This window comes from Anaeroplasma bactoclasticum, assembly GCF_003550015.1.
GTDB classification, from domain to species: domain Bacteria; phylum Bacillota_I; class Bacilli_A; order Acholeplasmatales; family Anaeroplasmataceae; genus Anaeroplasma; species Anaeroplasma bactoclasticum.
Genome location: NZ_QXEV01000002.1, coordinates 37,955 through 52,085, shown reverse-complemented (window position 1 = coordinate 52,085; position 14,131 = coordinate 37,955). Strand labels below are relative to the sequence as shown.

14 protein-coding genes and 2 tRNA genes are annotated in these 14,131 nt (G+C 29.3%); 4 read left to right on the top strand and 12 right to left on the bottom strand.

The window, feature by feature from the left end:
• Positions 1 to 107 precede the first annotated feature (107 nt).
• Positions 108 to 1,040 carry a tRNA modification radical SAM protein MnmL/YtqA gene (gene mnmL / locus EI71_RS01170; protein WP_162849649.1) on the top strand — a complete coding sequence of 311 codons (933 nt, stop codon included), beginning with the start codon at positions 108 to 110 and terminating at the stop codon, positions 1,038 to 1,040.
• Between the two features lie 13 nt (positions 1,041 to 1,053).
• Here the strand turns inward: mnmL and EI71_RS01165 are convergent, their stop codons facing one another.
• The 8 genes from EI71_RS01165 to EI71_RS01130 form a co-directional block, all read right to left on the bottom strand.
• Positions 1,054 to 3,045, bottom strand: coding sequence for a class I tRNA ligase family protein (locus tag EI71_RS01165; protein WP_119015414.1), 1,992 nt, complete (start codon positions 3,043 to 3,045; stop codon positions 1,054 to 1,056).
• Between the two features lie 55 nt (positions 3,046 to 3,100).
• Positions 3,101 to 3,328, bottom strand: a complete 228-nt coding sequence (acpP, locus tag EI71_RS01160) for an acyl carrier protein (RefSeq protein ID WP_119015413.1) — start codon at positions 3,326 to 3,328, stop codon at positions 3,101 to 3,103.
• Between the two features lie 63 nt (positions 3,329 to 3,391).
• Complete coding sequence (locus EI71_RS01155; protein WP_119015412.1) at positions 3,392 to 3,823, bottom strand: ACT domain-containing protein; 432 nt, start codon at positions 3,821 to 3,823, stop codon at positions 3,392 to 3,394.
• Complete coding sequence (thrB, locus tag EI71_RS01150) at positions 3,813 to 4,679, bottom strand: homoserine kinase (protein WP_162849648.1); 867 nt, start codon at positions 4,677 to 4,679, stop codon at positions 3,813 to 3,815. Before thrB ends, EI71_RS01155 begins: the two co-directional genes overlap by 11 nt.
• Positions 4,661 to 6,085, bottom strand: a complete 1,425-nt coding sequence (thrC, locus tag EI71_RS01145; RefSeq protein WP_119015410.1) for a threonine synthase — start codon at positions 6,083 to 6,085, stop codon at positions 4,661 to 4,663. The genes thrB and thrC overlap by 19 nt, the downstream gene beginning before the upstream one ends.
• A gap of 136 nt (positions 6,086 to 6,221) precedes the next feature.
• A complete protein-coding gene (locus tag EI71_RS01140; protein WP_119015409.1) occupies positions 6,222 to 6,749 on the bottom strand; it encodes a hypothetical protein in 528 nt (175 codons plus the stop codon).
• A 66-nt stretch (positions 6,750 to 6,815) separates the two neighbouring features.
• Complete coding sequence (locus EI71_RS01135) at positions 6,816 to 7,448, bottom strand: HAD family hydrolase (RefSeq protein ID WP_119015408.1); 633 nt, start codon at positions 7,446 to 7,448, stop codon at positions 6,816 to 6,818.
• A gap of 1 nt (position 7,449) precedes the next feature.
• Positions 7,450 to 8,400 carry a helix-turn-helix transcriptional regulator gene (locus tag EI71_RS01130; protein WP_119015407.1) on the bottom strand — a complete coding sequence of 317 codons (951 nt, stop codon included), beginning with the start codon at positions 8,398 to 8,400 and terminating at the stop codon, positions 7,450 to 7,452.
• A gap of 146 nt (positions 8,401 to 8,546) precedes the next feature.
• Between EI71_RS01130 and pdxR the strand changes: the two genes are divergently transcribed.
• Positions 8,547 to 9,869: a MocR-like pyridoxine biosynthesis transcription factor PdxR gene (gene pdxR, locus EI71_RS01125; RefSeq protein ID WP_119015406.1), complete on the top strand. Its 1,323-nt coding sequence runs from the start codon at positions 8,547 to 8,549 to the stop codon at positions 9,867 to 9,869.
• Positions 9,870 to 9,905: 36 nt separating this feature from the next.
• Here the strand turns inward: pdxR and EI71_RS01120 are convergent, their stop codons facing one another.
• The gene (locus EI71_RS01120; RefSeq protein ID WP_119015405.1) at positions 9,906 to 11,270 is read right to left on the bottom strand and encodes a hypothetical protein; all 1,365 of its coding nucleotides are present in this window, start codon (positions 11,268 to 11,270) and stop codon (positions 9,906 to 9,908) included.
• Positions 11,271 to 11,407: 137 nt separating this feature from the next.
• On the opposite strand from EI71_RS01120, the gene EI71_RS01115 reads away from it, so the two are divergent.
• Both EI71_RS01115 and EI71_RS01110 read left to right on the top strand, forming a co-directional pair.
• Positions 11,408 to 11,483 (top strand) — tRNA-His (locus tag EI71_RS01115).
• Positions 11,484 to 11,493: 10 nt separating this feature from the next.
• Positions 11,494 to 11,568, top strand: a tRNA-Trp gene (locus EI71_RS01110).
• A gap of 129 nt (positions 11,569 to 11,697) precedes the next feature.
• Here EI71_RS01110 and EI71_RS01105 read toward each other — a convergent pair.
• The 3 genes from EI71_RS01105 to EI71_RS01095 all read right to left on the bottom strand — a co-directional run bounded on the left by EI71_RS01105 (position 11,698) and on the right by EI71_RS01095 (position 13,961).
• Positions 11,698 to 12,180: an antitoxin gene (locus EI71_RS01105; protein WP_119015404.1), complete on the bottom strand. Its 483-nt coding sequence runs from the start codon at positions 12,178 to 12,180 to the stop codon at positions 11,698 to 11,700.
• Positions 12,177 to 13,034 (bottom strand): DUF3990 domain-containing protein, encoded by an 858-nt coding sequence (locus EI71_RS01100; RefSeq protein WP_162849647.1) that lies wholly within the window; start codon positions 13,032 to 13,034, stop codon positions 12,177 to 12,179. Before EI71_RS01100 ends, EI71_RS01105 begins: the two co-directional genes overlap by 4 nt.
• 150 nt (positions 13,035 to 13,184) lie before the next feature.
• Complete coding sequence (locus EI71_RS01095; RefSeq protein WP_119015402.1) at positions 13,185 to 13,961, bottom strand: GNAT family N-acetyltransferase; 777 nt, start codon at positions 13,959 to 13,961, stop codon at positions 13,185 to 13,187.
• Between the last annotated feature and the right edge of the window lie 170 nt (positions 13,962 to 14,131).

Genomic DNA, 14,131 nt, shown 5'->3' with positions numbered 1-14,131 from the left:
CCATTATACCAAAAAAAGTATTTTTTTTGTAGTGGTATAAAATATCTTTTACTTTTCACTTTCATTCATAAAAACTTTAAAATATAATTATCTAAAGAAGGTATACTATGAACTATTTTACAAAAGATAAGCCCTATAACACATTAACTGAATATTATAAAGCATTATATGGCAAAAAAATAGCCAAAATATCTTTAAATGCAAACTTCACCTGTCCAAATAAGGATGGTAAAAAGGGGTATGGTGGATGCATCTTCTGTTCTAAGCTGGGTAGTGGAGATTTTGCTGGAGACAAAAATAAGCCGCTTAAAGAACAATACCAAGACGTTAAAGAGGTTATGATTAAAAAGTGGCCTAACGCAGGCTTTATTGCATACTTACAAGCAAATTCAAATACTTACTCAAATTTAGATGAATTAAAAAGAATTTATGAAGAGGTATTATCTATCGATAAGGATATCATAGGCTTAGATATTGCAACTAGAGCGGATTGTATCACAAAAGAAATTGCAGCCTATTTAGGAAAATTAAATAAACGAAAAAAAATCACTGTAGAATTAGGATTACAATCCGCAAGCGATGAAACAAAAAGATTCATCAATCAGCTAGAATGCAATAGTGAATTCACTAAAGCAATAAGCTTACTTAGAAAAGAAAATATAGAAATTGTATTACATATCATTAATGGACTACCTAATGAAACTAAGGAAGATATGATAAATACAATTAAATTCATTAATACTCTAGATATTCAAGGAATTAAGTTTCATTCTCTATTAATTTTAGAGCATACAAAGCTTGGACAGCTATATAAAGAAAAACCATTTAAAATCTTATCCTTAGAAGAATATGTAGATATCGTTACAACACAAATTACATACCTAAGAGATGATATCATCATCCATAGGCTAGCTGCAGATGGAGTTTATTCTGATTTAATTGAACCAAAATGGACAAGAAAAAAGATGGTTGTTATGAATGAAATAGATAAAAAATTAAGAAAAGAGCATCTATACCAGGGGATGAAAAAAGAGCAATGACACCATTGCTCTTTTAATTTGGCCATCCTTCATTAATTAAAGAATACTTACCATTAAATAAACTACTATATACCTCTTCAGCTAAGGAAGGGAATATAGGATAAATAACTCTTATATAATCGAATGCTTGGCTTTTGGATATATTTTCTTTAAATAATACATTATCATTAAATGCTTTTAATATTTCAACATATTTTAAAATATTACCATTATCAAGTGCTTCTCTTGTACTATCAATAAGCTTATGAAAATAATAATCTAGGCTTAATACATCATCACTTTTGGCCCCGAGTAATGTTCTTTTAATATCTTGAATATAGCTTGTTAAATCCTCTAAATGATATGTATCATAAATCATTTCCATATCCGGATTACTCTCACCTACAAGTAATCTTATAGAATCACATCCAAATTTTTGAATATAGCGGTCCATATCCATTAAATTATTATTACTTCTTCTTATTCTATTATGATGAATATCTAAGGACTTATCTACAAATGTAACATCTAAAAACAAATCCGGTAGGGCATAGCTTACCTCTTTTTTTATGATGTTATAAAAAATAATAGGCATTAATAAAGAGGTTATCATTTTATCCTTCTCAATATAAGCCTTTTTAATTGGTAAGAAGGATTCATATAATTCCTTTGTGTCTATAGAAAATATGGATTCTATAGAACCAATTTCATCATATATTAAAGAAAGTGTAGGACATAAGCCTTCTGTTATAAAGGAACTCATCGTACCTGTTATAGGAGTACCTGATACTTCTACATCCTCACCTAATACAGGTCTAAACTGACTAGAAAATAAATAGGGTAGGTATTCACTTAAGGAATTTAGCTTATCTTTATCCTCTAAAAAAGGAAATAACGCTCCAAAGGGCTCTAGACTAGATAATAATATTTCATGATTTTTATATTCATGAGATACACTACCTATTAATGCCTCTGTGAAGGCTTCGATAATCTTTTCTCTTGCCTCTATAGGAGTATAGCCATCTAATAAATCCGAATTCATTAAAAGTCCATCTTCACTTAAAATATCTATAGAATCAAAGCCTTCATTTAATACGAATAAGGCATCCTCACTATCTACAGATGGGATTCCTAAATAAATACTTTTAGAATACATTTTGGAAATGAATATAGGAATATCCGTACCAGTTAGTGGATTTTTCGCAGATAATCCACTATATGCATAAAGCATATTATCACTATTTATATATTCTTCTACACTTTCCCTTTCATCCATAGATACATATCCAGCTATATCCATATAATTTGGATTTATGAATATATAGGATATTCCACCCATATATTCTGGATTTTCCATTTCAATTTCTAAGGCTTTACCATTACTCATAAAGAATTCAACCTTTAAAACCTTACATGGTTCAAATTTAGATATGAGATATTCTTTATCCTCATTACTTATATTTATTTTTTCTATATCCGCTACAATCTGAGGAATCATACCATCAATATCTAAAATAAAGCATTTTAAAGAGCCCTTAGGTAAATTAACGCCTAAAAAGGAATCATATATTTCATTGGTATCCTTATCGTAATAAGGATTCCACATTTTATATTTAATATAGCCCTTTTCATAAAGCTCAATAAAGGCATTTTGTAGAATAGATATATATTCTACTCCTCTCATAGAGATAGATTTTTCATTAGAAATACCTATTCCTAAATCACTCATTTGATTATAAAAGATTTCTTCTGTTTTAGAATCTAAAACCTTATAAAGCTTTTTACTTTCTAAGAAGGATTTTGAAGTAATAGAATTAAAGCCAGTAGGATATAATACATTTTCATTTTCCATTCTTAAAAATCTAGCTATGATATCAGAATAAATAATACTTCTAATCTCTCCATCTTGAAATCCATGCTTATCTATTTCTGGAAATGGTGCATAAACAAAAGACTTCTTTTTAAATCTATCATTATCTAGTGAATAGCACTTTTCTTTTATAAATCTAGAATTCCAGTTATTCATTTATGCAACACCTCCTTTTAAAGAAAAAAAGGACTACACCGTAGTCCCTTTACTATTACTTATTAGCCTCAATATATTTAACTACGTCATTAACTGTTACAAATGCGCCAGCATCATCTGCATCAATTTCGATGCCATATACTTCCTCTAAATCCATAATAATCTGTACTGCATCGATAGAATCTGCACCTAAATCCTTAATGCTAGCCTCAGGTGTAACGTCATCTGGATTACAGCTAATTGTATCTACAATTGTTTTCTTTACTGTCTCAAAAACGTCCATGTTAATTATCTCCTTTGTAAATCTAAAATAATTATAACAAAATAACCTTTTAATGTAAATAATTTATTCTACAGCTAAAAGTGTTGCGTCTAAAATATTCTTTAAGTTCTTTAGCTCTTGAATAAACTCCTGAATAGAAATCTCCATCTTCATAATATCTGCAGTAATATTAACGAATGCAATATTATGAATAGGTACTTCCTGGTTGATTGCTAAAACATTCGCATTTCTAGATGCAATCTCATTTAAAATATGAGATAGGGCACCAGGTTCATCCTCTAGCTTGAAGGATAATAATACTCTTTTTCCAACCTTAGTGGATGGACGGTTTACATAATCCTTATATTTATAGAAGGTACTTCTAGATAAGCCAACCTTTTTACAAGCATCACTAATATTTACACCTGAAGATATTATTTCCTTAATTTCAATAACCTTTTCAAAATAGTCTGGTAATACAGATCTATGAATTACGTAATATTCATCATCCTTCATATAATTCCTCCACCTTTACACCACTTCCTACTTCTAGTGTTAAAACAGGATAGTCAATTTGTTTTAACTCATCCATGAATGATAAATCCTTTGAAACGATTAACATCGTTGATCCAGACCCTGAAATAGCAAATGCAGCATTATATTTATTTATTATACTTTTTATATCACTATAAGCTGGAATAAGCTTAGAACGATATGGTTCATGTAATTTATCACTAAATAAATCCTTTAATAATTCTATATTACCTTCCATAAAGGCTTTAGGTAAATTTACAATTCTAGATAAATTCCAAACAATATCCTTATATGGTAATTCCTTAGGTAATACCCCTCTTGCATCATGGGTAGATACCTTAACATTAGGAATAACTACACTAAATTTTAAATCCTTATGAATAGGATAAATATTTGGATAATATTTACCATCCTTTTGATAGCTTGCGACTAAACCACCATAAATGGCTGGAGCGACATTATCTGGATGTCCCTCTATAGCAGTTGCAATATCAAATAATTCTCTTTTAGAATATTTATTCTTTAAATAATAATTTGCAGCAAATATTCCTGCAACAATTAGGCTTGAGGAAGACCCAAGTCCCCTAGATACAGGGATATCACCAATAAATCCAATCTCTACAGGAACTATTACTTCCTTAGCTAAATCAAATACATATTTATAGGCTTCATAAACCAAATTCGTTTCACAAGAGGAAAATTCTTCTTCAAAGCCAACAAACTTAAATTCACTACTTTTCTTGAATGTGAATTCATTATATAGATTTAATGCTATACCAAGCACATCAAAGCCAACACATACATTAGCGGATGTAGCTTCTACTTTGATTTTAAGCATTTTACCACTTCCTCAACATAAGAAACAGAATCTTTTAAGGATACAATCTTTCTTTTTACAGCTGGATAATTTAATACCTTAGGTATTTCTAGATTAAACTTCTTATTTAAGGTATTTACTGCTTTCATTGCATCCTCTTCTATAATTCCAAATGCTTCCAAGACAGACTGAGGGAATTTATATGGAGATGCTGTAGATATAACTACACAAATATTATTATCCTTAGTTTCTTCTTCATATTCCTTATATGCATTATATGCAACTGCAGTATGAGGATCTATTAAATAATTATATTTATCATATACTTCCTTAATAACCTTTAATGTCTTTTCCTCATCTGTAGAATATGCATAGAATTCCTTAAATGGATTCTTAAAATCATATGTTCCCTTAGTTACTAATTGCTCCATTAAGCCTTTAGTTTTTTCTGTTGATTCATTATTTCCATAATATAAAAATCTTTCTAAATTAGAAGAAATTAAAATATCCATAGATGGAGAATTTGTCTTAAAGAATGGTCTATTCTTATTATATGTACCATTTAAGAAAAAGTCTGTTAATACACAATTCTTATTTGAAGCACAAATTAAATTACCAACAGGTAAACCCATCTTCTTTGCATAAAAGCCTGCAAAAATATTACCAAAGTTACCTGTAGGTACATCAAAGTTTACCTTATCATTTTCTTTAATATAGCCATTTCTTAATAAATATACATAAGAATAGAAATAATAAACTACCTGTGGTGCTAATCTTGCAATATTAATAGAGTTCGCACTAGATAGGCTTAAATCCTTATGGTTCTTAAAGAATTCTTTAACGAAATTCTGGCAATCATCAAAATTACCCTCTAGGGCTAATACCTCTGCGTTCTTACTTCTAAAAGAGCACATTTGTGCTTCCTGTACAGGAGATACTCCTCCATTAGGATATAAAACAACAATAGATACACCATCTACATTTTGGAATCCATTTAATGCAGCTCCACCAGTATCACCACTTGTTGCAGTTAATATAGTAATATTCTTTTCATATCCAAGCTTTTCCTTAGAAAGCTTCATTAATCTTGGAAGTACAACTAATGCCTGATCTTTAAAAGCTAGAGTTGGACCATGATATAGCTCTAAGAAGAATGCATTATCTGCCTTCTTCATCCCTACTACCTCTTTAATATCAAAAGTAGAATAGGCAATATCTAATTCTTTTTTAATCTCATCATAAGTAAATTCAGGAAAGAATTTATTTAAAACTTTAGCCGCAATCGTTTGGTAATCATCATTTAATAAATCATGATAATCTAGGCTTGGTATTTTATCTATAACATATAAGCCACCATCATCTGCAAGGCCATTTAAAATGGCTTCTGGTGATGATACAAGCTTTTCTCCTCTAGTACTATGAAACATATAATAATCCTCCAAAAAAACTTTTGTTATTATTATAGTATGTTTTAAAATCAAAAACAAGTGTTTATCAAATGAAAACACTTGCTGAAATTATATATTTTATATATAAAAATAAAAAACCGCATTTGCGGTTTTCTTATGCTTCTACCTTATAATACTCAAATGTATATACAGCAAGTGCATTGTAGCTTATTGAACCACTAATCTTAAATCTATCATAATGGTCTGTATATGTAGATGATGTATCAAAGAATACATCACCAGAGTGATAGCATACTGCAACTAAATTAGATGAGTCAATTTCTACAACTCCAAGCTTTTGTGTTGCTTCCTTCTTTAAGGAAATAGAAGCTAGGATATCCTTTGTATTAACAAAATATACCTTGCCAGTATAATCTAGGTTATCGGCAGCTGCTTGAATTTCTGATACTGCAGAAACTGCACCACTCTTTAAGGATGAACCAGCAAAGATTACAAAGCTTTCCTTTGCTTCTCTTTTAGCTACAACCTCATCTACAGTTAACAAAGAGAATACATTCTCTTCTTCAATTTCTGCGCCAGCCTCTTTCCATTCAGAATAGAAAGATGAACTAGAACAGGATGCTAGTGCACCAAATGCTATTGAAACCGCTAAAGCGGAGATGATTTTCTTAAATTTATTCACGATAGTAACCTCCAAAATAAAGTCTTTTATATTATATTCTATTCATATTTAATTTTCAAGAAATATCTATAGTATGGTAAAAATATCACTAACAGAAGGTATAACCTTACAGCCTGATTTTTCTAATATATCTTCTGCTTGATGTCCACAAGAAACTAAAACACAATTAACTCCTATAGCATCAGCCACCTCTTTATCATGTAAGGTATCTCCAACAAACAATGTTTCTTTAGGATTAATTCCATTATCCTTCATAAAATTAATTGCTCTATCTACCTTACTTGCAGCATGAATATTATTAATTCCTAATACTGCATCAAAATATTGAGTAATACCATAGGTATTTGTTTGTTCTAATAAATTATTTTGCTCACTTGCAGATAATATATATACTCGTATTCCCATTTCTTTTAATTTCTTAACTGTATCTACTAAATGAGGGAATAATCCACAGTGCATACTTCTTGGCTGATATTCTTTAATAAATCTTATAGCTAAGGATTCATAGGATTCAATATTAAAATCAATTCCTGCATCTATATAATATTGCTTAATAGGGAATTTAAATACATGCTTATATTCGTCAACAGATAATTCTTTCTTCCCTTGCTCTTTTAAAAATACATTTAATAATTCAACACATAAATCTAGATCATCAATAATGGTTCCATTGAAATCTAGGAATATATCCTTATACATCTTATTCCTCCATATACTGATTTAAGGCATCCTCATAATTCTTCTTTACCTTATCCTTTAGCCATAAAGGAGATATGACCTTACAATTTTTACCAAATGACATTACGAATGATGCAATCATATCCTTATTTTGCATTTCAGCTTGGAATCTCGTATGTGTAGAATCAATCTCAGTTACCTGCTGATGGCGTCCATATACTCTTTCGGAAATAGCCATATTTAAGTTTGTAAATTCTAATACAACCTCATAATACTCACCATTTTTAGTCATACCAAAATCATCTAAATAATCCTTTTCATCAAAGCCTCTTAATATTGTAAAATGATTTCTTGTTTTAAATATATCTACTAATCGATTTAATTTAAAATAACCAAAATCATGGATAGATTCATTATATGCTAAAACAAACCAAGTTCCATTATAAACAAATAGCTTATATGGATGAATTGTATGAATTCTTTCTTTATTTTTAGCAGAACGATATGTAACCTCACATTTCATTTGAGATTCAATACATTCCTGTAAAACCTGATATCTATTTTCAAGCTCTTTTTTATCCATTGCAAGAGGGAATCTATCAATCATAGTAATTGGAGTTACCTCATTACTTCTTTCTACAGATGCCGTAATTCTTCCCATTACCTCTTGGAAGGAATTAAAATCAATAAAATCACTTTTATTTTCTAAATAAGATATTGCATTACCAATGATTTTTTTATCTTCCCCATTTAACTTCAAAGATGGAAGCATACAACTCTTATCTAATCTATAGCCACCATATAAACCCTTCATAGATTCAAGTGTATATCCACATACCTCTAATTCTTTAATATATTCACGTACATTTCTAGGATTTGTTTCTAATAAATCCGCAAGCTCTTCTGTGTTTATATAATCGTTTCTTACACTCAAAATTTGAATCAATTTAATACATGCAGCAGCCTTGTTCATTGCACAATCCTCCCAAATAAAACTTCTTTCCTATTTTAACATTATTTATGTCAAAATTCAATGTTGAATAGTGTTTTAAAAATGATTATAATATAATAAAATCTGGTACCTTTAAAGTGTATAAAAAAGATAAAGGAGATGGTATCATGAAGATTGAGTTTTCCAATCAAAAGCCAAAATATATTGAGATATTTGATAAAATAGCTAAAGACATTAATGATGGTATTTTAAAGGGTGGAGATAAGCTCCCATCGAAAAGAGTATTAGCTATGGATTTAAATGTTTCTGTTAATACCATCATGAATGCTTATGACTTATTACTTGAAGAAGGATATATATCTTCTTCTTTAAAAAAGGGGTATTATGTAGAAAAACAGCTACTAGTAAATAAAAAGGTAGAAATCAAAAAAGAGAATTTAATAAAAAAAGATAAGCCTTTATATGATTTTACTACTCAAAGCATTGAAGGATTTACCAATACAAGCTTTAGAAAAATATTAAGAGCAAAAATATCTGATGATGAATTCATCAATAAAACAGAGGGCTTCGGAGATATTGAATTAAGAAGAGTAATTGCAGCTCACCTAAAAGAAAATAGAGGTATTATTGCGGATGCATCTCATATAGTTATAGGTAATGGACTTGAGATGCTAGAGCGCATATTAAATGCAGCCAATATTAAAAGCTTAACACTAGAAAACCCAGGATATCATAAGCTTGCCTTAATCGCAAAGAATTTAGGATTTGAAGTTAATTATCAAGAATTAGATGATTTTGGTGTTAGTATTCCTAAATATAAAACCATTCTTTATACAACTCCATTTAATCAATTCCCAACAGGAGTTAAAATGTCTATTACTAGAAAAAAAGAATTATTATCCTATGCAGAGGAATATAATACTTATATTATAGAAGATGATTTTGATGCTGAATTTAGAATTAATTCAAGCCCAACAACATCTTTATATACGATTAATCCATCTTATGTAATCTTCTTTTCTACATTTACTGAAAACATATATCCAGGCTTAAGAATTGCCTATATTATTCTTCCAGATTCCTTATATGATACATATTTATCTTTATATAAGGGATATTCTCAAAGTGTATCTACTTTAGAGCAATTAGCATTAAAGGATTTTATATTAGAAGGATATTATGAATCCCATATCAATAAAACTAAAAGAAGATATATTGAAAAAAGAAATCTAATAATATCTTTATTTAAAAACGATAATAGATTTCTTCTAGAAGAAAAGAAAAACTATTTATCCATATTAGTTCATATAAAGACAAATAAAAAAGATAAAGAAATAAAGGATATACTTAAAGAAAAAGGTATTCATATACAATTATTATCTGATTTTGATATAAATCATAAGGATAGTAAAACATTAATCTTGGGATATACAGCAATATCAAAAGAAAATATTATAAAAGGAATACAAATAATAAAAGATGCAATATAAAAAAATCCCAATTCGCATTTGAATCGGGATAATTTATTATTCAGTTGCTTCTTCAGTTGCTTTTTCAGTTTCTACTGTTTCTTCTGTTTTAACTTCTTCAGTTTCTACTGTTTCTTCTGTTTGAACTTCTTCAGCTTCTACTGTTTCTTCAGCCTTAGCCTCTTCAGCTGGTTTAGCCTCTTCAACTACTTGAGCTTCCTCTACTTCTTCTGCCTTAGTTTCTACTGCAGCAGGAGTTGGAGCCACTTCCCTTTTTACCTGATCAGGACTAGGCTCTCTTTTTACCTTAGACTTAGAAATTACAACATTTGTCTGAGGGCGATTAGGAACAACTCTTTCTGGTTCTGCCTTCTTAGAGAATCTACGAACAAATTTCTTAATAGATTTGAAGTGGAATAACAAGATATATAATAATCCAACAGCAACTACGAATAATGCTGTAATACCAATACACTTCATTACCATAGGAGTTCCAGTATATACAGCCTCATGTGGATAACCCTGAATATACTTTGAATTGAAATCCGCTACCTTAGATGTTGGGTCTTGCATAAATGCTTCAATATATACAGATGCAGCTGTAACTGTTTCTTCATCATAATTACCTACACCATTCTTATTATCTGTATAGATATTATAATAACGAACGAAATCTGCCATATCATAATAGAATGTACCAGCAGTCTTTGGATAATCAAATGCAAATGGAACTTCAGTAGAATTCTTATATACATTATTTCCTTCATTATCAGCAATATTAAATCCTGTAATAGCGCCACCTAATTCTTCTTTAATATAACCAATAGTAGTTTCTGTCATAGGGAAGAAAATTAAATCATAATTTTCTCTATAAGTATCTAATAATGTACGGCTTCCATATAATACTGCTTCTTTTTCTGTTGTAGGCTTTTCTTTAAATATTGCAGGATTACAATCCGCATTTAAATTAAAGTAATAATCAAAAGTTTGTGTTCCATTATAGAATCTAAATGCAGATGGATTTGTTTTATCTGAGTTAGTTTTATAATAGAAGTTTGGACTTAAAATAACTACTAAATATACATTTTCAATATGATTAACATCAACAGTCTTACCATCTTGTGTATAAGATGCATTATGCTGATTTACTGATTCATAGATGAATGTAATATTTTTACCATTTTCTTCTGCATATAATACATCAGGTGCATCCTCAAGTGGAGTTGCAAAAATACTAAATGAACGTACTATGTCATTATAATCGGCATCCTGATAGTTTTCTACTGCCTCAGCCTTTGTAACAGCATTAGTTAATAAAGCGGAATAATTGTCAGATGCGAAGCTTGTATACATACCTAGTGCAATGATAACAGCAAGTATTAAGCTGAACGCTATATATATAATTTTAATTATTGTTTTCATTTATAAAAACCCTTTCTTTAAGCATATAAAATCATTGTATCATTTTTTCATATTTTTTCAATATTTTACTTTACAAATTAATTAAATTATGTATAATATTTATTGCGCGTACAAAAACGCGTTTTATCTTATACATGGCGCATATGGTGAAGTGGTTAACACGGCGGATTGTGGCTCCGTTATGCGCAGGTTCGATCCCTGTTATGCGCCCCATGTATTCTATAGGGGCATATTGTCAATGGTAGCAAGCCGGTCTCCAAAACCGTTAGTGAGGGTTCGAATCCTTCTGCCCCTGCCATTAATGACTTAGGTCATTTTTTTATTTTATAGACATATTAAAATGCGAAGCCAAATTCAAAAGCTTCGCATTTTCTTTTTATATATAAAACATTTAATTTTTTATTAAACTTATCGGCGCATCCTTTCGTTAATAAGTTTGATATGATTTTTTTAATATTTCTTTTATTCTAAGATTTTTGTCAAAAAAATCTTCATTTTTTCCTTTGATTTCAAGAATTCTACTTATTACCCATTCTTCACTTTGGGTATGGTATACATAATAATGTTCTACTAACTCTTTTGGACTAATTAAATTAAATGCTTTTTTTGTACTGATTTCTCTTGTATATGATATATATCTATAAATATATCCAAGCCAATACAAAGCATCAGCACTGTATTTCTGATTACCATATGCACTTTTACCATATTGCTTATCGATCTCAGAAAATGCGTATTCAACATCAATCAAAGTATTAAATCTTGATGAATCCAAATATGACGCGTAACTTGAATTCTTAAATCTTCTTAAAAACACAAGAGATGAGCATTCATATCTACTTATTGATTTTTCAAATATTTCTCCTTGAAATTGGGCTAATTCAAGTCCGAGTGAATCAAAGTTTCTCATTTAAATAATTCGTCAATGTATTGACCCTTTCCTCTAAACTCTCGTTTAGATAATTTTAATTTTGTGTCAATTTCTCTCCCTCTATCTTCCATCAAGGTAGATATTGCTTTTCTTTCACTAGAGGACAAAAATAATCGTTCCACCTGTGTCAAATGCGAAATTGCCTTTGTGGTTTTAAGAACAAATTGCTTACCCAACCCTGAAGTGGCAAGAGAATGAATAGCTTGAACAGTTGTAATATCACCATCTCCAAATTGACGCATTATATTAAACATTTTATTGTCTGCAATTGGTGCAATTATTACATCTACATCTTTAATTCTATTAAGCAATTCTACAACCATGGTATTATTAGCATACTCATTTATCATTTTTCTAAAGTAGCAAACTAGTAGCATCCATTCTATATCCGTTTCAAATTCAATGACTTTTAACCCATTTAAATCAATCGTAAAAGCGTAAACGGAACTAAATGGAACATCATAAACAAAGCTTGAGGCTTGAGAGTATGTTTCGCCTAAATAAAAACCATTTCCGAAATCGCAATTATCTCTAGAACCATCATGCCTTATTTCATTAATCATTTTACTTGCTCCATGAAATAATACTTTTTCATTATAGGTTTCTTTATAAATCTCCTCCTTGATCTTATTAAACCTATAACCATCATCGTATGCGCATGAATATATTTTATCAACTATATCATTATTAGGAGTAACATTACCAGATAAAATATTATCAATCGTCCTACTCGATACACCTGCTCTTTTGGCGATATCATCAATAGAATCTTCACTTTCTTCAATTAATACTTTCAAATCTTTTAAAATTAAATACTTATTATCCATATCCATATTATAACACACTAAACTTGTTGGCGCAACCTTTCGTTATAAAGTTTCCGTTCAACCCCTGCCATGAATGACTTAGGGTCATTTTTTTATTTTATAGACATATTAAAATGCGAAGCTAAATTTGAAAGCTTCGCATCTTCTTTTATGGATCTAACATTTTACTAATCTAATTCTATTATTCTCTTCAAAATACTCATATTCATCTGAAATACCATTAGAATAAACATAAACATTATGAAGTCCATCCTTATACCAAACAGAAAAATAAAAGTTATCTATTCCATATATCTTGTTTAATTCTTCTTCTATTCTTATATTTCTTTGATCATACATTTCTTCATCACTAGCCATATCAAAATCTACTAACTTATTATGATTAGTTAATCTTTTTAGTATTTTCCAACCTAATTCATCATCTTTATTTAATGGAATAAATCCTAAATCTAAATACAATTTAGCTGATAAAGGTGTTGTTGTTTGAGTGTGAAGAATTATTTTATCATGTCCTAGTTTATTTGCTAAACTAATAAACTTGCTTATAAATGGTTTAGATAATTTCTTTCCTTGATGCTCCTTTTTAATTGCAAACCAATCCACTGAAGCACCATACCCATATTCTTCATTGTCTAATAAAGATATTGTTACAGTACCTATTTTTTCTTTAGTACTATCATCAACTATAAAAATACATCTTTCATTTAGTTTATTTATAAATGAATTAAAAAATAAATAAAAATATTCATAAGCTTTTCTTTTTGATGTGATAAGTCCACTGGATAAATTAATATCCACCCAATCATCTTCATCCCCATCTTTATAAAACTCATAGTGATAGCCCTTTGGCAATTCATAAACATTATTTTTAGATGTATCATCATAATACATCAATAATTCATAATAATTAATTGTATTATCTATTGTTTTCATAATCAATTATTCTATTTTTATAGTTATTCATCTTCATAACACATCACCTAATTGAATAATACAGCAATCCGAGAGTTTTGACAATATCAATCCGCACGTTTTTAAACGTTTATTACTTATAACTATTTGAAACAATATTTGAATAAGCTACCAAATCAAGATATACTAAT

Coding starts and splice junctions, on each gene's coding strand:
- acpP (WP_119015413.1), bottom strand. CDS start 3,328: ATGGACGTTTTTGAGACAGTAAAGAAAACAATTGTAGATACAATTAGC.
- EI71_RS01130 (WP_119015407.1), bottom strand. CDS start 8,400: ATGAACAAGGCTGCTGCATGTATTAAATTGATTCAAATTTTGAGTGTA.
- thrC (WP_119015410.1), bottom strand. CDS start 6,085: ATGTTTCATAGTACTAGAGGAGAAAAGCTTGTATCATCACCAGAAGCC.
- EI71_RS01165 (WP_119015414.1), bottom strand. CDS start 3,045: ATGAATAACTGGAATTCTAGATTTATAAAAGAAAAGTGCTATTCACTA.
- EI71_RS01135 (WP_119015408.1), bottom strand. CDS start 7,448: ATGTATAAGGATATATTCCTAGATTTCAATGGAACCATTATTGATGAT.
- mnmL (WP_162849649.1), top strand. CDS start 108: ATGAACTATTTTACAAAAGATAAGCCCTATAACACATTAACTGAATAT.
- EI71_RS01105 (WP_119015404.1), bottom strand. CDS start 12,180: ATGAGAAACTTTGATTCACTCGGACTTGAATTAGCCCAATTTCAAGGA.
- pdxR (WP_119015406.1), top strand. CDS start 8,547: ATGAAGATTGAGTTTTCCAATCAAAAGCCAAAATATATTGAGATATTT.
- EI71_RS01120 (WP_119015405.1), bottom strand. CDS start 11,270: ATGAAAACAATAATTAAAATTATATATATAGCGTTCAGCTTAATACTT.
- thrB (WP_162849648.1), bottom strand. CDS start 4,679: ATGCTTAAAATCAAAGTAGAAGCTACATCCGCTAATGTATGTGTTGGC.
- EI71_RS01095 (WP_119015402.1), bottom strand. CDS start 13,961: ATGAAAACAATAGATAATACAATTAATTATTATGAATTATTGATGTAT.
- EI71_RS01100 (WP_162849647.1), bottom strand. CDS start 13,034: ATGGATATGGATAATAAGTATTTAATTTTAAAAGATTTGAAAGTATTA.
- EI71_RS01155 (WP_119015412.1), bottom strand. CDS start 3,823: ATGAAGGATGATGAATATTACGTAATTCATAGATCTGTATTACCAGAC.